Origin of the sequence: Burkholderia pyrrocinia (genome assembly GCF_003330765.1) — a bacterium.
Classification (GTDB): Bacteria; Pseudomonadota; Gammaproteobacteria; order Burkholderiales; family Burkholderiaceae; genus Burkholderia; species Burkholderia pyrrocinia_B.
Window position 1 is genome coordinate 330,403 of record NZ_CP024902.1, and the last position, 16,137, is coordinate 346,539.

Genomic DNA, 16,137 nt, shown 5'->3' on the forward strand with positions numbered 1-16,137 from the left:
AACGAACCCTGTCCGATCGGCCAACATTGCACGATTCGCCGCGCGTCGCGCGAGTGGGTTGTTAAAATTGCGGTCATCGTTCTGCCGTCCTCGTTCTCACTCATGTCCCGCGCCCTCGAAATCCTCGACGAAGTCTTTGGTTATTCCGCATTTCGCGGCCAGCAGGGCGAGATCGTCGAACACGTCGCCGGCGGCGGCGATTGTCTCGTGCTGATGCCGACCGGCGGCGGCAAGTCGCTGTGCTACCAGATTCCGGCACTGCTGCGCCGCGAGGCCGGGCAGGGCGCTGGCATTGTCGTGTCGCCGCTGATCGCGCTGATGCACGATCAGGTCGCCGCGCTGAGCGAAGTCGGCGTGCGCGCGGCCTACCTGAATTCGACGCTGTCGGGCGCCGAGGCCGCGGCGACCGAGCGCGCGCTGCGCGAAGGCGAAATCGACCTGCTGTACGTCGCGCCTGAACGACTGATGACGGGGCGCTTCCTCGAACTGCTCGAGCGCGCGAAGATCGGCCTGTTCGCGATCGACGAAGCGCATTGCGTGTCGCAATGGGGGCACGATTTCCGCCCGGAATACATCAAGCTGTCGGTGCTGCACGAGCGGTTCCCGTCGGTGCCGCGCATCGCGCTGACTGCCACGGCCGACGCGATCACGCGCGACGAGATCATCGATCGTCTCGCGCTCGACGACGCGCGCGTGTTCGTGTCGAGCTTCGACCGCCCGAACATCCGCTACCGGATCGTCGAAAAGGACAACGCGCGTTCGCAGCTGCTCGACTTCATTCGCGCCGAACACACGAACGCCGACGGCACGACGGACGCGGGCGTCGTCTATTGCCTGTCGCGCCGCAAGGTCGAGGAAACGGCCGAGTGGCTGAAGGCGCAGGGCGTGCGCGCGCTGCCGTATCACGCGGGGATGGAGTTCGAGGTGCGGCAGAAGCACCAGGAAATGTTTCAGCGCGAAGAGGGCGTCGTGATGTGCGCGACGATCGCGTTCGGCATGGGTATCGACAAGCCCGACGTGCGCTTCGTCGCGCACCTGGACCTGCCGAAGAGCGTCGAAGGCTACTACCAGGAAACGGGGCGCGCAGGCCGCGACGGGATGCCCGCGAATGCGTGGATGGCGTACGGTCTCGGCGACGTCGTCCAGCAGCGCAAGATGATCGATGAATCCGATGCGGACGACGCACACAAGCGCGTCCAGACGTCGAAGCTCGACGCGCTGCTCGGGCTGTGCGAGACGATCTCGTGCCGTCGCGTGCGGCTGCTGAACTACTTCGGCGAGGCGAGCCAGCCGTGCGGCAACTGCGACACGTGCATCGAGCCGCCCGATTCGTGGGACGCGACGCGCGAGGCGCAGATGGCGCTGTCGTGCGTATTCCGCGCGCAGCGTGCGAGCGGCTTCAATTTCGGCGCGAGCCATCTGATCGAGATCCTGCGCGGCGGGCGCACCGAGAAGGTGCTGCAGCGCGGCCACGACCAACTCAGCACATTCGGGATCGGCGCGTCGCTGTCCGAGCCCGAGTGGCGTGCGATCTTCAGGCAACTCGTCGCGTACGGCTACCTGGCCGTCGATCATGGCGGCTTCGGCGCACTCGTGCTGACCGAGGCCGCGAAGCCCGTGCTGAAGAACGACGAGAAGGTCACGCTGCGCCGCTACGTGAAGCCGCAGCGCACGCGCCAGTCGTCGAGCCGCAGCGGCACGCGGGTCGATCCGACGGCAGGCATGGACGCGCGTGAGCGCGCTCGGTGGGATGCGCTGCGTGCGTGGCGCGCGGAAACCGCGAAGACGGACGGCGTGCCGGCCTACGTGATCTTCCATGACGCGACGCTCGCCGAAATCGCGCGCAACGCGCCGGAGTCGATCGACGACCTGCGCCATATCCCCGGCATGGGCGTGCGCAAGCTCGAGCGCTTCGGCGACGAGATCATCGACGTCGTCGAATCGGCCTGACACAGGTGTTCAGACCCTTCCGGTAAACCGCTCGGCCGGCCGGCGAATCACGCAAGCCGTTGACTTAGTTGGTATTTCCGGAATATGATGTTGGGTTCCGGTATTCGGCGGGCCGAGTCGCGTTCGAAGGTTCGCGTCTGTTTCGCCGGTTCGGAAGTCAACTGTGCGCCGATTCTCGCTTTGCCCGAAATCGATGTGCAGATTTTGTTCAATTTCAGGAATAAACAATGCCAACCATCAACCAACTGGTTCGCAAAGGCCGTCAGTCGGAAACGACGAAGAGCAAGAGCCCGGCCCTGCAGGACTGCCCCCAGCGTCGCGGCGTGTGCACCCGTGTGTACACGACGACGCCGAAGAAGCCTAACTCGGCACTCCGTAAGGTTGCCAAGGTTCGTCTGACGAACGGCTTCGAAGTGATTTCGTACATCGGTGGTGAAGGCCACAACCTGCAGGAGCACTCGGTTGTGCTGATCCGCGGCGGCCGTGTGAAGGACTTGCCGGGTGTGCGTTACCACATGGTTCGCGGCTCGCTGGATACCCAGGGCGTCAAGGACCGTAAGCAAGCGCGCTCGAAGTACGGCGCGAAGCGTGCAAAGGCTGCCAAGTAAGCAGTTTTTGATCAGGGATCGCCTCTGGGCGGTCAAGGCGGGAGTGCCGGATTGCCGGTGCTGTCGAGTAAGTGGTCACCCGGCCAAGCTGGTTAGTCGTGAAGATGTGATCGGGTTAGTTGGTGGCCGAGGGGCTGGATACAGCTCCAACTGAACAGGTAAAGGAAGAATCATGCCGCGTCGTCGCGAAGTCCCCAAGCGGGAAGTGTTGCCGGATCCGAAGTTCGGCAACGTTGATGTAGCCAAGTTCATGAACATGCTGATGCTGTCCGGCAAGAAGTCGGTCGCTGAACGCATCGTTTATGGCGCATTCGAACAGATCCAGACCAAGGGTGGCAAGGACCCGCTGGAAGTGTTCACGGTTGCGCTCAACAACGTGAAGCCGGTGGTCGAAGTGAAGAGCCGTCGCGTTGGTGGTGCCAACTATCAAGTTCCGGTCGAAGTGCGCCCGTCGCGTCGTATGGCATTGGCGATGCGCTGGCTGCGTGAGGCTGCGAAGAAGCGTAGCGAGAAGTCGATGGCTCTGCGCCTGGCAGGTGAACTCTCCGAAGCGGCCGAAGGCCGTGGCGGCGCGATGAAGAAGCGCGACGAAGTTCACCGCATGGCAGAAGCCAACCGCGCGTTCTCGCATTTCCGTTTCTAAGCGCCTGGCTGGGCTGTTAGCGGAAATAAATTCCGGGCGGGTGCGCTTTTCAGGCGCCTCGCCCGTTTGTGTTGAAGCGTGATGCAGCAGGGCTGCCTCACGTCATCCCAGTAGAGGATCAAAGTGGCTCGCAAGACTCCTATCGAGCGCTACCGCAATATCGGTATTAGCGCTCACATCGACGCCGGCAAAACGACGACGACCGAGCGCATTCTGTTTTACACCGGTGTGAACCACAAGATCGGTGAAGTCCACGACGGCGCAGCCACGATGGACTGGATGGAGCAGGAGCAGGAGCGTGGCATCACGATCACGTCCGCTGCTACCACCGCCTTCTGGAAGGGCATGGGCGGCAACTATCCGGAACACCGCATCAACATCATCGACACCCCGGGCCACGTCGACTTCACGATCGAAGTGGAGCGTTCGATGCGCGTGCTCGACGGCGCATGCATGGTGTACTGCGCAGTGGGCGGCGTGCAGCCGCAGTCGGAAACGGTGTGGCGCCAGGCTAACAAGTACAAGGTGCCGCGTCTCGCGTTCGTCAACAAGATGGACCGTACCGGCGCGAACTTCTTCAAGGTCTACGACCAGCTCCGCCTGCGCCTGAAGGCGAACCCGGTTCCGGTCGTGGTGCCGATCGGCGCGGAAGAAAGCTTCAAGGGCGTCGTCGACCTGATCAAGATGAAGGCGATCGTTTGGGACGAGGCGTCGCAAGGCACCAAGTTCGACTACGTCGACATCCCGGCGGAACTCGTCGACACGTGCAACGAGTGGCGCGAAAAGATGGTCGAGGCGGCTGCCGAGTCGAACGAAGACCTGATGAACAAGTACCTGGAAGCGGGTTCGCTGTCCGAAGACGAGATCGTGAAGGGTCTGCGTGACCGTACGATCGCGTGCGAAATCCAGCCGATGCTGTGCGGTACCGCGTTCAAGAACAAGGGCGTGCAGCGTATGCTCGACGCCGTGATCGACTTCCTGCCGTCGCCGGTCGACATTCCGCCGGTTACGGGCGAACTCGAAAACGGCGAGAAGACGGAGCGTCGTGCTGCCGATGACGAGAAGTTCTCGGCACTCGCGTTCAAGATCATGACCGACCCGTTCGTCGGCCAGCTGATCTTCTTCCGCGTTTACTCGGGCGTCGTCAATTCGGGCGACACGCTGCTCAATGCGACCAAGGACAAGAAGGAACGTCTCGGCCGTATTCTGCAGATGCACGCGAACCAGCGTGAAGAAATCAAGGAAGTTCGCGCGGGCGACATCGCTGCTGCGGTCGGCCTGAAGGAAGCGACCACCGGCGACACGCTGTGCGATCCGGCGCACCCGATCGTGCTCGAACGCATGATTTTCCCGGAGCCGGTGATTTCGCAGGCCGTCGAGCCGAAGACGAAGGCCGACCAGGAAAAGATGGGCCTGGCGCTCAACCGTCTGGCTCAGGAAGATCCGTCGTTCCGCGTGCAAACTGACGAAGAATCGGGTCAAACGATCATTTCGGGCATGGGCGAGCTCCACCTCGAAATTCTGGTCGACCGGATGAAGCGTGAATTCGGCGTGGAAGCGACCGTCGGCAAGCCGCAGGTGGCATACCGCGAAACCATTCGCAAGTCGGCCGCGGACGTCGAAGGCAAGTTCGTCAAGCAGTCGGGTGGTCGCGGTCAGTACGGCCATGCGGTCATCACGCTTGAGCGCAGCGAATTGGGCAAGGGCTACGAGTTCATCGACGCGATCAAGGGCGGCGTGATTCCGCGCGAATACATTCCGTCGGTTGACAAGGGTATCCAGGAAACGCTGAAGAGCGGCGTGCTGGCAGGCTTCCCGGTCGTCGATGTGAAGGTTACGCTGACGTTCGGTTCGTACCACGACGTCGACTCGAACGAAAATGCGTTCCGCATGGCTGGTTCGATGGCGTTCAAGGAAGCGATGCGCCGCGCGGATCCGGTTCTGCTCGAGCCGATGATGGCCGTGGAAGTGGAAACGCCGGAAGACTTCATGGGCAACGTGATGGGCGACCTGTCGGGTCGTCGCGGCATCATCCAGGGCATGGATGACATGGTCGGCGGCGGCAAGATCGTGCGCGCTGAAGTGCCGCTGTCGGAAATGTTCGGCTACTCCACGTCGCTGCGCTCGCTGACGCAGGGTCGCGCAACGTACACGATGGAATTCAAGCACTACGCTGAAGCTCCGAAGAACGTTGCAGAAGCGATCATCAGCGCCAAGTCGAAGTAATTCGCGACCACAACCAATTATTTTTGAAAGAAGAGAATCATGGCAAAAGGTAAATTTGAGCGGACCAAGCCGCACGTGAACGTTGGTACGATTGGTCACGTTGACCACGGCAAGACGACGCTGACGGCAGCGATCACGACGGTTCTGACGAAGAAGTTCGGCGGCGAAGCGAAGGCCTACGACCAGATCGACGCGGCACCGGAAGAAAAGGCGCGCGGCATCACGATCAACACGGCACACGTCGAGTACGAAACGGCTAACCGCCACTACGCACACGTCGACTGCCCGGGCCACGCTGACTACGTGAAGAACATGATCACGGGCGCGGCACAGATGGACGGCGCGATCCTGGTTTGCTCGGCAGCAGACGGCCCGATGCCGCAAACGCGTGAGCACATCCTGCTGGCGCGTCAGGTTGGCGTTCCGTACATCATCGTGTTCCTGAACAAGTGCGACATGGTGGACGACGCTGAACTGCTCGAGCTGGTCGAGATGGAAGTTCGCGAGCTCCTGTCGAAGTACGACTTCCCGGGCGACGACACGCCGATCGTGAAGGGTTCGGCGAAGCTGGCGCTGGAAGGCGACCAGGGTGAACTGGGCGAAGTGGCGATCATGAGCCTGGCCGACGCGCTGGACACGTACATCCCGACGCCGGAGCGTGCAGTTGACGGCGCGTTCCTGATGCCGGTGGAAGACGTGTTCTCGATCTCGGGCCGTGGTACGGTGGTGACGGGTCGTATCGAGCGCGGCATCGTGAAGGTCGGCGAAGAAATCGAAATCGTCGGTATCAAGCCGACGGTGAAGACGACCTGCACGGGCGTTGAAATGTTCCGCAAGCTGCTGGACCAAGGTCAGGCAGGCGACAACGTCGGTATCCTGCTGCGCGGCACGAAGCGTGAAGACGTGGAGCGTGGCCAGGTTCTGGCGAAGCCGGGTTCGATCACGCCGCACACGCACTTCACGGCTGAAGTGTACGTGCTGAGCAAGGATGAAGGCGGTCGTCACACGCCGTTCTTCAACAACTACCGTCCGCAGTTCTACTTCCGTACGACGGACGTGACGGGCTCGATCGAGCTGCCGAAGGACAAGGAAATGGTGATGCCGGGCGACAATGTGTCGATCACGGTGAAGCTGATTGCACCGATCGCGATGGAAGAAGGTCTGCGCTTCGCAATCCGCGAAGGCGGCCGTACGGTCGGCGCCGGCGTCGTCGCCAAGGTCATCGAGTAATATCGACGATCCGCGGGTCCCGACGGGGTCCGCGATTCCACGGTGTGCAGTTGTACCGTCGAAACCGGGTGTCCAGTTGTGCTGGCACCCGGTTTTGTTTTTTGCGGCGGGCGCCCTGTTGCACGGGGCGATAAACCTGCACCATCGCTTCACAATTTCGTGTAGAATCGCGGGCTTAGCAGTGGAAGTACCGTTCGGAACCTGGCGCCTCGCTCCCCGCAGGCTTCATGTTTCACGTTCTTTTGGTGTTCGGCGATGCAACATCGCCTCGCTCTTTTCAAGGAATCGTCATGCAGCAACAGAAAATCCGCATTCGCCTGAAGGCTTTCGACTATCGTCTGATCGATCAATCGGCTGCCGAGATCGTCGATACCGCGAAGCGGACTGGCGCAATCGTCCGTGGCCCGGTGCCGCTGCCGACGCGCATTCAGCGTTTTGACATCCTGCGTTCGCCGCACGTCAACAAGACGTCGCGCGATCAGCTCGAAATCCGCACCCACCAGCGCCTGATGGACATCGTCGATCCGACCGACAAGACGGTTGACGCGCTGATGAAGCTCGATCTGCCGGCTGGCGTCGACGTGGAAATCAAGCTGCAGTAAGGCTTCCAGCGCCGATCGGCTCGCCGGGCGGTGCTAAGTCTTTGATTGCTTGCGGAAATCGAAGGGTCGGGCTATAATGCTTGGCTTTTCGCGTATTCGCGTAAAAAAGTTGGGCCTTGCGTGCCCGGCATTTTGTAAATCAGCCCCGACCAATCGCAGTCGGGAATGGAGAAAATGATGAGCCTTGGACTCGTAGGTCGCAAGGTTGGCATGACCCGTATCTTCACGGCTGAAGGGGATTCGATTCCCGTCACCGTGCTGGACGTGTCGGACAACCGCGTGACGCAGATCAAGACTGTTGAAACCGACGGCTATACGGCCGTGCAGGTTGCATTCGGCTCCCGCCGCGCATCGCGCGTGACGAAGCCGCTGGCAGGTCATCTCGCCAAAGCCGGTGTCGAAGCCGGTGAAATCCTCAAGGAATTCCGCATTGATGCGGCCAAGGCAGCCGAGCTGTCGAATGGCGCCGTGGTCGGTGCAGATCTTTTCGAAGTGGGCCAGAAAGTCGACGTGCAAGGCGTGTCGATCGGTAAGGGCTACGCCGGTACGATCAAGCGTTACAACTTCTCCTCCGGCCGTGCCACGCACGGTAACTCGCGCTCGCACAACGTGCCGGGCTCGATCGGTATGGCGCAGGATCCGGGTCGTGTGTTCCCGGGTAAACGCATGACGGGTCACATGGGTGATGTGACGGTGACGGTGCAGAACCTCGAAATCGCTCGTATCGACGCAGAGCGCAAGCTGCTGCTCGTCAAGGGCGCGATTCCGGGCGCGAAGGGCGGCAAGGTTTTTGTGACGCCGGCCGTCAAGACCAAGGGGGCGAAATAATGGAACTCAAGCTCCTGAACGAAAATGGTCAGGAAGGTGCAGTGGTCAACGCATCGGACGTCGTGTTCGGTCGTGACTACAACGAAGCGCTGATCCACCAGGTCGTCGTCGCTTACCAGGCGAATGCTCGCCAGGGTAACCGCGCGCAGAAGGACCGTGAGCAGGTCAAGCACACGACCAAGAAGCCGTGGCGCCAGAAGGGTACGGGCCGTGCTCGTGCCGGTATGTCGTCGAGCCCGCTGTGGCGTGGCGGTGGTCGTATCTTCCCGAATTCGCCGGAAGAAAACTTCTCGCACAAGGTCAACAAGAAGATGCATCGCGCAGGTCTCTGCTCGATCTTCTCGCAGCTGGCCCGTGAAGGCCGTCTGTCGGTCGTCGAGGACATCATCCTCGAAGCGCCGAAGACCAAGCTGCTGGCCGAAAAATTCAAGACCATGGGTCTCGACTCCGTGCTGATCATCACCGACACGGTTGACGAAAACCTGTACCTGGCTTCGCGCAACCTGCCGCACGTGGCAATTGTCGAGCCGCGCTACGCCGACCCGCTGTCGCTGATCTACTTCAAGAAAGTGCTGGTCACGAAGGCTGCGGTCGCCCAGATCGAGGAGTTGCTGTCATGAGCGAGATTCGCAAGAACGATCATCGTTTGATGCAGGTCCTGCTCGCACCGGTGATCTCGGAAAAGGCGACGCTGGTTGCCGACAAGAACGAGCAAGTCGTGTTCGAAGTCGCACCGGATGCCACGAAGCAGGAAGTGAAGGCGGCTGTCGAGCTGCTGTTCAAGGTCGAAGTTGATTCCGTCAACGTGCTGGTTCAGAAGGGCAAGCAGAAACGCTTTGGCCGTTCGATGGGCCGTCGCAAGGACGTGAAGAAGGCGTACGTTTGCCTGAAACCCGGCCAGGAAATCAACTTTGAAGCGGAGGCCAAGTAATCATGGCAATCGTGAAAGTTAAACCGACTTCGCCGGGTCGCCGCGCGATGGTCAAGGTGGTCAACAAGAACCTGCACCAGGGCAAGCCGTTCGCGGCACTGCTCGACTCGCAGAGCTCGACCGCCGGCCGTAACAACAACGGCCGCATCACCACGCGCCACAAGGGCGGTGGTCACAAGCAGCAGTATCGTATCGTCGATTTCCGTCGCACGAAGGATGGCATCCCGGCAAAGGTCGAGCGTCTCGAGTACGACCCGAACCGCAGCGCGAACATCGCGCTGGTGCTCTACGCAGACGGCGAGCGTCGCTACATCATCGCCCCGAAGGGCCTGACCATCGGCCAACAGCTGATGTCGGGTTCGGAAGCGCCGATCCGTGCAGGCAACACGCTGCCGATCCGCAACATTCCGGTCGGTACGACGATCCACTGCATCGAGATGCTGCCGGGCAAGGGCGCGCAAATGGCGCGTTCGGCTGGCACGTCGGCCATGCTGCTGGCGCGCGAAGGCGTCTACGCGCAGGTTCGTCTGCGTTCGGGCGAAATCCGTCGCGTGCACATCGAGTGCCGTGCAACGATCGGTGAAGTCGGCAACGAAGAGCATAGCCTGCGCCAGATCGGCAAGGCTGGCGCGAACCGCTGGCGCGGTATCCGCCCGACGGTGCGTGGCGTTGCGATGAACCCGGTCGATCACCCGCACGGTGGTGGTGAGGGCAAGACGGCTGCAGGTCGCGACCCGGTTAGCCCGTGGGGTACGCCGGCTAAGGGTTATCGCACCCGCAGCAACAAGCGCACGACGACGATGATCGTCCAGCGCCGTCACAAGCGTTAAGGAGTAGGCAATGGCACGTTCTGTTAAAAAAGGTCCGTTCTGCGACGCCCATTTGCTGAAGAAAGTTGAGGCGGCTGCAGCTTCGCGCGACAAAAAGCCGATCAAGACCTGGTCGCGTCGCTCGACGATTCTGCCGGATTTCATCGGCCTGACGATCGCTGTTCACAACGGCCGTCAACACGTTCCGGTGTACATCTCGGAAAACATGGTCGGCCACAAGCTTGGCGAGTTCGCACTGACCCGTACGTTCAAGGGTCACGCAGCCGACAAGAAGGCCAAGAAATAAGGGGCAATCAAGATGGAAGTGAAAGCAATTCATCGCGGTGCCCGCATCTCGGCGCAAAAAACGCGCCTTGTGGCTGACCAGATCCGCGGTTTGCCGGTCGACAAGGCGCTGAACGTTCTGACGTTCTCGCCGAAGAAGGCGGCTGGCATCGTGAAGAAGGTTGTGCTGTCGGCAATCGCGAATGCGGAGCACAACGAAGGCGCCGATATCGACGAGCTCAAGATCAAGAGCATCTTCGTCGACAAGGCTGCATCGCTCAAGCGTTTCACCGCGCGCGCCAAGGGCCGCGGTAACCGCATCGAGAAGCAATCCTGCCACATCACTGTGACGGTCGGGAATTAAGGAGCCATACGATGGGACAGAAAATTCATCCGACTGGCTTCCGCCTGGCTGTCAGCCGGAATTGGGCTTCGCGTTGGTACGCGAACAACAACAATTTCGCGGCGATGCTGCAGGAAGACATCGGTGTTCGTGAATACCTGAAGAAGAAGCTGAAGAACGCTTCGGTCGGTCGGGTTGTCATCGAGCGTCCGGCCAAGAACGCGCGCATCACGATTTACAGCTCGCGTCCGGGTGTGGTCATCGGCAAGAAGGGCGAGGATATCGAACAGCTGAAGACTGAACTGCAACGCCGCATGGGCGTGCCGGTTCACGTCAACATCGAAGAGATCCGCAAGCCGGAAACCGATGCTCAACTGATCGCTGACTCGATCACGCAACAGCTCGAGCGCCGGATCATGTTCCGTCGCGCGATGAAGCGTGCGATGCAGAACGCGATGCGCCTGGGTGCCCAGGGCATCAAGATCATGAGCGCAGGCCGTCTGAACGGTATCGAAATCGCTCGTACGGAATGGTATCGCGAAGGTCGCGTGCCCCTTCACACGCTGCGTGCCGATATCGACTACGCGACTTCGGAAGCGAAGACGACCTACGGGATCATCGGCGTCAAGGTGTGGGTGTACAAGGGCGACACGCTCGGCCGCAACGACGCGCCGGTGGTGGAAGAAGCAGCCGAAGACAAGCGTCCGCGTCGCAATGCGCGTCCGGGCGATCGTCGTCCGCGCCGTGACGGCGAAGGCGGCGCTCCGGGTGCTCGTCGTGGCGCACCGCGCCGTGGCGCCGGCAAGCCGGAAGACGGCAAGACTGGAGAATAACGATGCTGCAACCGAAACGCAGGAAGTATCGCAAAGAGCAGAAGGGTCGTAACACCGGCAAGGCGACGCGCGGCAACGCAGTGTCGTTCGGTGAATTCGGCCTGAAGGCGATCGGTCGCGGCCGTTTGACCGCGCGTCAAATTGAAGCGGCGCGTCGTGCAATGACGCGTCACATCAAGCGTGGCGGCCGCATCTGGATCCGGATTTTCCCGGACAAGCCGATTTCGCAGAAGCCGGCCGAAGTGCGTATGGGTAACGGTAAGGGTAACCCGGAGTACTACGTCGCGGAGATTCAGCCGGGCAAGATGCTCTATGAAATGGACGGCGTAACCGAAGAACTGGCACGCGAAGCGTTCCGTCTGGCTGCAGCCAAGCTGCCGCTCAAGACGGCATTCATCGTGCGCCAGCTCGGCGCCTAAGGAGAAAACATGAAGGCTTCCGAACTTCTCCAGAAAGACCAGGCCGCGCTCAACAAGGAGCTGGCGGACCTGCTGAAGGCGCAATTCGGCCTGCGCATGCAACTCGCGACCCAGCAGCTCACGAACACGAGCCAGCTGAAGAAGGTTCGTCGCGACATCGCACGTGTGCGGACCGTCATGACTCAGAAGGCGAACCAGAAATGAACGATAGCGTGAAAACCTCGCTGAAGCGGACGCTGGTCGGTCGGGTCGTCAGCAACAAGATGGACAAGACCGTCACCGTGCTGATCGAGCACCGCGTCAAGCACCCGATCTACGGCAAGTATGTCGTGCGCTCGAAGAAGTACCACGCGCACGATGAAGCGAACACCTGCAACGAAGGCGATCTCGTCGAAATCCAGGAAACTCGTCCTGTTTCGAAGACGAAGGCCTGGGCAGTGTCGCGCCTCGTCGAAGCAGCTCGCGTCATCTAAGCGGGCAGTGCAGTAGGCAGTAACAGGCACTTCTCCACGAAGTGCTTGAAATCGCAAAGTTTTTGCTTGCGGGACCAGGATTATTTGTTATAATCCTGGTCTTCCCTCTTTATGGGAGCCCCGTCGCGGGCGAAGTTGGTGGGGGAAGCGGACTGGCGCCAGCCTGTCCGAAAGATTCACCGAATTGCGATGGCGGGTTTCGTTTGCCGTCGCTGCTGTTCCAACCCAAGCAGCCGATTGGCTGACGGGACCAAGACTGACCGAGTGCATCATGGTGGTGCATCCGGATTAAGTTGGGAAAGACAAACCATGATCCAGACCGAATCTCGGCTCGAAGTAGCCGACAACACGGGTGCACGTGAAGTTCTGTGCATCAAGGTGCTCGGCGGCTCGAAGCGTCGTTATGCCGGCATTGGCGACATCATCAAGGTGAGCGTCAAAGAGGCAACGCCGCGCGGGCGCGTGAAGAAAGGCGAAATTTACAACGCCGTGGTGGTCCGTACCGCCAAGGGCGTGCGCCGTCAAGACGGCTCGCTGATCAAGTTCGACGGCAACGCCGCTGTGCTTTTGAATAACAAGCTTGAGCCGATCGGCACCCGTATCTTCGGGCCGGTGACGCGTGAGCTGCGTAGCGAACGATTCATGAAGATCGTTTCGCTGGCGCCGGAAGTGCTGTAAGGAGTCGCGATGAACAAGATTCGCAAGGGTGACGAAGTGATCGTCGTCACCGGCAAGGACAAGGGCAAGCGCGGCGTCGTGCTGGCCGTCGGTGCTGAGCATGTGACGGTCGAGGGTATCAACCTCGTCAAGAAGCATGTGAAGCCGAACCCGATGAAGGGTACGACGGGTGGCGTGGAAGCGAAGACGATGCCCCTGCATATTTCGAACGTCGCACTGGTCGACGCGAATGGCAAGGCGTCGCGTGTTGGCATCAAGGTCGAGGAAGGCAAGAAGGTTCGCTTCCTGAAGACGACCGGTGCCGTACTGAGCGCCTGACGCAGCGGAGTAAAAAATGGCTCGTTTTCAAGAGTTTTACAAAGAAAAGGTTGTGCCCGGCCTGATCGAGAAGTTCGGTTACAAGTCGGTCATGGAAGTGCCGCGCATCACCAAGATCACGCTGAACATGGGTCTTGGTGAAGCGATCGCTGACAAGAAGATCATCGAGAACGCCGTTGGCGACCTCACGAAGATCGCTGGTCAGAAGCCGGTCGTGACGAAGGCACGCAAGGCAATCGCAGGCTTCAAGATCCGCCAGGGTTACCCGATCGGCGCGATGGTGACGCTGCGCGGCCAGGCGATGTACGAATTCCTCGATCGTTTCGTGACCGTCGCGCTGCCCCGCGTGCGCGACTTCCGTGGCGTGTCGGGTCGTGCTTTCGATGGCCGTGGCAACTACAACATCGGTGTGAAAGAGCAGATCATTTTCCCCGAAATCGATTACGACAAGATCGACGCGCTGCGTGGGCTGAACATCAGCATCACGACGACTGCGAAGACCGACGACGAAGCAAAGGCTCTGCTCGCCAGCTTCAAGTTCCCGTTCAGAAACTGAGGTTACCGTGGCTAAACTGGCACTGATCGAACGTGAAAAGAAGCGCGCCCGCCTGGTCGCGAAGTTCGCAGCAAAGCGCGAAGCGCTGAAGGCGACCATCGAAGACCAAAGCAAGTCGGACGAAGAGCGCTACGAAGCACGCCTTGAGCTGCAGCAACTGCCCCGCAACGCAAACCCGACCCGCCAGCGTAACCGCTGCGCGATCACGGGCCGTCCGCGTGGCACGTTCCGTAAATTCGGCCTCGCGCGCAGCAAGATTCGTGAAATCGCATTCCGTGGCGAGATTCCTGGCCTGACCAAGGCGAGCTGGTAATAGGAGAAACGTAAATGAGCATGAGTGATCCTATCGCCGATATGCTGACTCGCATCCGCAACGCGCAGATGGTCGAGAAGGTATCGGTGGCGATGCCCTCGTCGAAGGTCAAGGTTGCAATCGCACAAGTCCTGAAGGACGAAGGTTATATCGACGATTTCGCGGTGAAGAGCGAAGGCGCGAAGGCAGAGCTGAACATCGCGCTGAAGTACTACGCTGGCCGTCCGGTCATCGAACGCCTCGAGCGCGTGTCGAAGCCTGGTCTGCGCGTCTACCGCGGCCGTAACGACATTCCGCAGGTCATGAACGGCCTCGGCGTGGCAATCGTGTCGACGCCGAAGGGCGTGATGACTGACCGCAAGGCGCGCGCTACCGGCGTCGGCGGCGAAGTCATCTGCTACGTCGCTTAAAGCCGAGGAGAGAGAAACATGTCTCGAGTAGGTAAGAGCCCGATCGCGCTGCAAGGCGCGGAAGTCAAGCTGGCCGACGGTTCGATTACCGTCAAGGGCCCGCTGGGCACGATCACGCAAGCGGTCAATCCGCTCGTGAACGTGGCGAACAACGACGGCACGCTGAATCTGTCGCCGGTGGACGAAAGCCGTGAAGCAAATGCACTGTCGGGCACGATGCGCGCGATTATCGCGAACATGGTGCACGGCGTGACCAAGGGTTTCGAGCGCAAGCTGACGCTGGTTGGCGTCGGTTATCGTGCACAAGCGCAAGGCGACAAGCTGAACCTGTCGCTGGGTTTCTCGCACCCGGTGGTGCACCAGATGCCGGAAGGCATCAAGGCTGAAACCCCGACGCAAACCGAAATCGTGATCAAGGGGATCAACAAGCAACAAGTCGGTCAAGTGGCTGCGGAAGTCCGCGGTTACCGTCCGCCGGAGCCCTACAAGGGCAAGGGCGTGCGCTATTCCGACGAGGTTGTGATCCTCAAAGAAACGAAGAAGAAGTAAGGGTGCGCAATCATGGATAAGACTCAATCTCGCCTGCGCCGCGCTCGCCAGACGCGTATCAAGATCGCTGAGCTGCAGGTCGCGCGTCTCGCCGTGCATCGCACGAACACGCACATCTACGCTCAAGTGTTCTCGCCCTGCGGCACCAAGGTGCTGGCCAGTGCGTCGACGCTCGAAGCTGAAGTGCGCGCAGAGCTCGCCGACAAGTCGGGCAAGGGTGGCAACGTTGCTGCTGCGACGCTGATCGGCAAGCGTATTGCCGAGAAGGCCAAGGCCGCCGGCATCGAATCCGTCGCCTTCGACCGCTCGGGCTTCCGCTACCATGGCCGCGTCAAGGCGCTGGCTGAGGCAGCTCGTGAAGCTGGGCTCAAGTTCTAAGGAAGGAATTCGTCATGGCAAAGATGCAAGCGAAAGTTCAGGCTGACGAGCGCGACGACGGCCTTCGTGAAAAGATGATTTCGGTCAACCGCGTGACCAAGGTCGTGAAGGGTGGCCGTATTCTCGGCTTCGCCGCACTGACCGTGGTTGGCGACGGCGATGGCCGCATCGGTATGGGCAAGGGCAAGGCGAAGGAAGTGCCGGTCGCTGTCCAGAAGGCAATGGAGCAAGCTCGTCGCAACATGTTCAAGGTGCCGCTCAAGAACGGCACGCTGCAACACGAAGTGCACGGCAAGCATGGTGCATCGGCCGTCCTCCTCGCTCCGGCGAAGGCAGGTACGGGCGTGATCGCCGGCGGCCCGATGCGCGCAGTGTTCGACGTGATGGGCGTTCAGAACGTCGTGGCGAAGAGCCACGGTTCGACGAACCCGTACAACCTCGTTCGCGCCACGCTGGACGGCCTGCGCAAGCAGTCCACCCCGGCAGACATCGCGGCGAAGCGAGGCAAGTCCGTCGAAGAAATTTTGGGCTAAGCCCGGGTGGTCACCATGTCTGAAAAAACTGTCAAGGTTCAGCTCGTCAAGAGCCTGATCGGGACCCGCGAAACGCACCGCGCGACCGTGCGTGGCCTGGGCCTGCGCCGACTCAACTCGGTCAGCGAGCTGCAGGACACGCCGGCGGTTCGCGGCATGATCAACAAGGTCTCGTACCTCGTTAAGGTCATCGCGTAAGCGGCCCTACGGATCAAGGAGTTG

25 protein-coding genes are annotated in these 16,137 nt (G+C 60.7%); all 25 read left to right on the forward strand.

The annotated features are described in order from the left end of the window. Window positions 1-102: 102 nt before the first annotated feature. The 25 genes from recQ (at window position 103) to rpmD (ending at window position 16,113) form a co-directional block, all read left to right on the forward strand. Window positions 103-1,950: a DNA helicase RecQ gene (recQ, locus tag CUJ89_RS01515; protein ID WP_114175680.1), complete on the forward strand. Its 1,848-nt coding sequence runs from the start codon at window positions 103-105 to the stop codon at window positions 1,948-1,950. 227 nt (window positions 1,951-2,177) lie between these two features. After that, window positions 2,178-2,558 (forward strand): 30S ribosomal protein S12, encoded by a 381-nt coding sequence (gene rpsL, locus CUJ89_RS01525; protein ID WP_006400662.1) that lies wholly within the window; start codon window positions 2,178-2,180, stop codon window positions 2,556-2,558. Between the two features lie 172 nt (window positions 2,559-2,730). Then, window positions 2,731-3,201, forward strand: a complete 471-nt coding sequence (rpsG, locus tag CUJ89_RS01530; protein ID WP_006477195.1) for a 30S ribosomal protein S7 — start codon at window positions 2,731-2,733, stop codon at window positions 3,199-3,201. A gap of 123 nt (window positions 3,202-3,324) precedes the next feature. Beyond that, window positions 3,325-5,427: an elongation factor G gene (gene fusA / locus CUJ89_RS01535; protein WP_114175682.1), complete on the forward strand. Its 2,103-nt coding sequence runs from the start codon at window positions 3,325-3,327 to the stop codon at window positions 5,425-5,427. 39 nt (window positions 5,428-5,466) lie between these two features. Beyond that, entirely contained in the window at window positions 5,467-6,657 is a 1,191-nt protein-coding gene (tuf, locus tag CUJ89_RS01540) for an elongation factor Tu (protein ID WP_114175667.1), read from the forward strand. 290 nt (window positions 6,658-6,947) lie between these two features. Beyond that, window positions 6,948-7,259: a 30S ribosomal protein S10 gene (rpsJ, locus tag CUJ89_RS01545; RefSeq protein ID WP_004199280.1), complete on the forward strand. Its 312-nt coding sequence runs from the start codon at window positions 6,948-6,950 to the stop codon at window positions 7,257-7,259. A gap of 177 nt (window positions 7,260-7,436) precedes the next feature. Continuing rightward, window positions 7,437-8,087 (forward strand): 50S ribosomal protein L3, encoded by a 651-nt coding sequence (gene rplC, locus CUJ89_RS01550; RefSeq protein ID WP_006482922.1) that lies wholly within the window; start codon window positions 7,437-7,439, stop codon window positions 8,085-8,087. Beyond that, window positions 8,087-8,707: a 50S ribosomal protein L4 gene (gene rplD, locus CUJ89_RS01555; RefSeq protein WP_011350675.1), complete on the forward strand. Its 621-nt coding sequence runs from the start codon at window positions 8,087-8,089 to the stop codon at window positions 8,705-8,707. Before rplC ends, rplD begins: the two co-directional genes overlap by 1 nt. After that, the gene (gene rplW, locus CUJ89_RS01560; RefSeq protein ID WP_004199275.1) at window positions 8,704-9,018 is read left to right on the forward strand and encodes a 50S ribosomal protein L23; all 315 of its coding nucleotides are present in this window, start codon (window positions 8,704-8,706) and stop codon (window positions 9,016-9,018) included. Before rplD ends, rplW begins: the two co-directional genes overlap by 4 nt. A gap of 2 nt (window positions 9,019-9,020) precedes the next feature. Next, the gene (rplB, locus tag CUJ89_RS01565; protein WP_114175684.1) at window positions 9,021-9,848 is read left to right on the forward strand and encodes a 50S ribosomal protein L2; all 828 of its coding nucleotides are present in this window, start codon (window positions 9,021-9,023) and stop codon (window positions 9,846-9,848) included. Between the two features lie 10 nt (window positions 9,849-9,858). After that, window positions 9,859-10,134, forward strand: coding sequence for a 30S ribosomal protein S19 (gene rpsS, locus CUJ89_RS01570; RefSeq protein ID WP_004199273.1), 276 nt, complete (start codon window positions 9,859-9,861; stop codon window positions 10,132-10,134). A gap of 12 nt (window positions 10,135-10,146) precedes the next feature. After that, window positions 10,147-10,476 carry a 50S ribosomal protein L22 gene (rplV, locus tag CUJ89_RS01575; protein ID WP_114175686.1) on the forward strand — a complete coding sequence of 110 codons (330 nt, stop codon included), beginning with the start codon at window positions 10,147-10,149 and terminating at the stop codon, window positions 10,474-10,476. An 11-nt stretch (window positions 10,477-10,487) separates the two neighbouring features. After that, entirely contained in the window at window positions 10,488-11,288 is an 801-nt protein-coding gene (gene rpsC, locus CUJ89_RS01580) for a 30S ribosomal protein S3 (RefSeq protein ID WP_114175688.1), read from the forward strand. Window positions 11,289-11,290: 2 nt separating this feature from the next. Further along, a complete protein-coding gene (gene rplP, locus CUJ89_RS01585) occupies window positions 11,291-11,707 on the forward strand; it encodes a 50S ribosomal protein L16 (RefSeq protein WP_006482873.1) in 417 nt (138 codons plus the stop codon). 9 nt (window positions 11,708-11,716) lie between these two features. Next, a complete protein-coding gene (rpmC, locus tag CUJ89_RS01590) occupies window positions 11,717-11,911 on the forward strand; it encodes a 50S ribosomal protein L29 (RefSeq protein WP_006400652.1) in 195 nt (64 codons plus the stop codon). Beyond that, window positions 11,908-12,180, forward strand: a complete 273-nt coding sequence (rpsQ, locus tag CUJ89_RS01595) for a 30S ribosomal protein S17 (protein WP_047899582.1) — start codon at window positions 11,908-11,910, stop codon at window positions 12,178-12,180. The genes rpmC and rpsQ overlap by 4 nt, the downstream gene beginning before the upstream one ends. Window positions 12,181-12,489: 309 nt before the next feature. After that, window positions 12,490-12,858: a 50S ribosomal protein L14 gene (rplN, locus tag CUJ89_RS01600; RefSeq protein ID WP_006482918.1), complete on the forward strand. Its 369-nt coding sequence runs from the start codon at window positions 12,490-12,492 to the stop codon at window positions 12,856-12,858. A gap of 9 nt (window positions 12,859-12,867) precedes the next feature. Continuing rightward, entirely contained in the window at window positions 12,868-13,176 is a 309-nt protein-coding gene (gene rplX, locus CUJ89_RS01605) for a 50S ribosomal protein L24 (protein WP_006477187.1), read from the forward strand. A 16-nt stretch (window positions 13,177-13,192) separates the two neighbouring features. Then, the gene (gene rplE / locus CUJ89_RS01610) at window positions 13,193-13,732 is read left to right on the forward strand and encodes a 50S ribosomal protein L5 (RefSeq protein ID WP_006477186.1); all 540 of its coding nucleotides are present in this window, start codon (window positions 13,193-13,195) and stop codon (window positions 13,730-13,732) included. A gap of 7 nt (window positions 13,733-13,739) precedes the next feature. Then, entirely contained in the window at window positions 13,740-14,045 is a 306-nt protein-coding gene (rpsN, locus tag CUJ89_RS01615) for a 30S ribosomal protein S14 (protein ID WP_114175690.1), read from the forward strand. A gap of 14 nt (window positions 14,046-14,059) precedes the next feature. Beyond that, window positions 14,060-14,455: a 30S ribosomal protein S8 gene (rpsH, locus tag CUJ89_RS01620; protein ID WP_009687199.1), complete on the forward strand. Its 396-nt coding sequence runs from the start codon at window positions 14,060-14,062 to the stop codon at window positions 14,453-14,455. Window positions 14,456-14,473: 18 nt separating this feature from the next. Continuing rightward, entirely contained in the window at window positions 14,474-15,004 is a 531-nt protein-coding gene (gene rplF / locus CUJ89_RS01625; protein ID WP_114175692.1) for a 50S ribosomal protein L6, read from the forward strand. A 12-nt stretch (window positions 15,005-15,016) separates the two neighbouring features. After that, the gene (gene rplR, locus CUJ89_RS01630) at window positions 15,017-15,382 is read left to right on the forward strand and encodes a 50S ribosomal protein L18 (RefSeq protein ID WP_006400645.1); all 366 of its coding nucleotides are present in this window, start codon (window positions 15,017-15,019) and stop codon (window positions 15,380-15,382) included. A gap of 14 nt (window positions 15,383-15,396) precedes the next feature. Further along, window positions 15,397-15,915 carry a 30S ribosomal protein S5 gene (gene rpsE, locus CUJ89_RS01635; protein WP_006482895.1) on the forward strand — a complete coding sequence of 173 codons (519 nt, stop codon included), beginning with the start codon at window positions 15,397-15,399 and terminating at the stop codon, window positions 15,913-15,915. Window positions 15,916-15,930: 15 nt separating this feature from the next. Beyond that, window positions 15,931-16,113: a 50S ribosomal protein L30 gene (rpmD, locus tag CUJ89_RS01640; protein WP_050454145.1), complete on the forward strand. Its 183-nt coding sequence runs from the start codon at window positions 15,931-15,933 to the stop codon at window positions 16,111-16,113. Window positions 16,114-16,137: the final 24 nt, after the last annotated feature.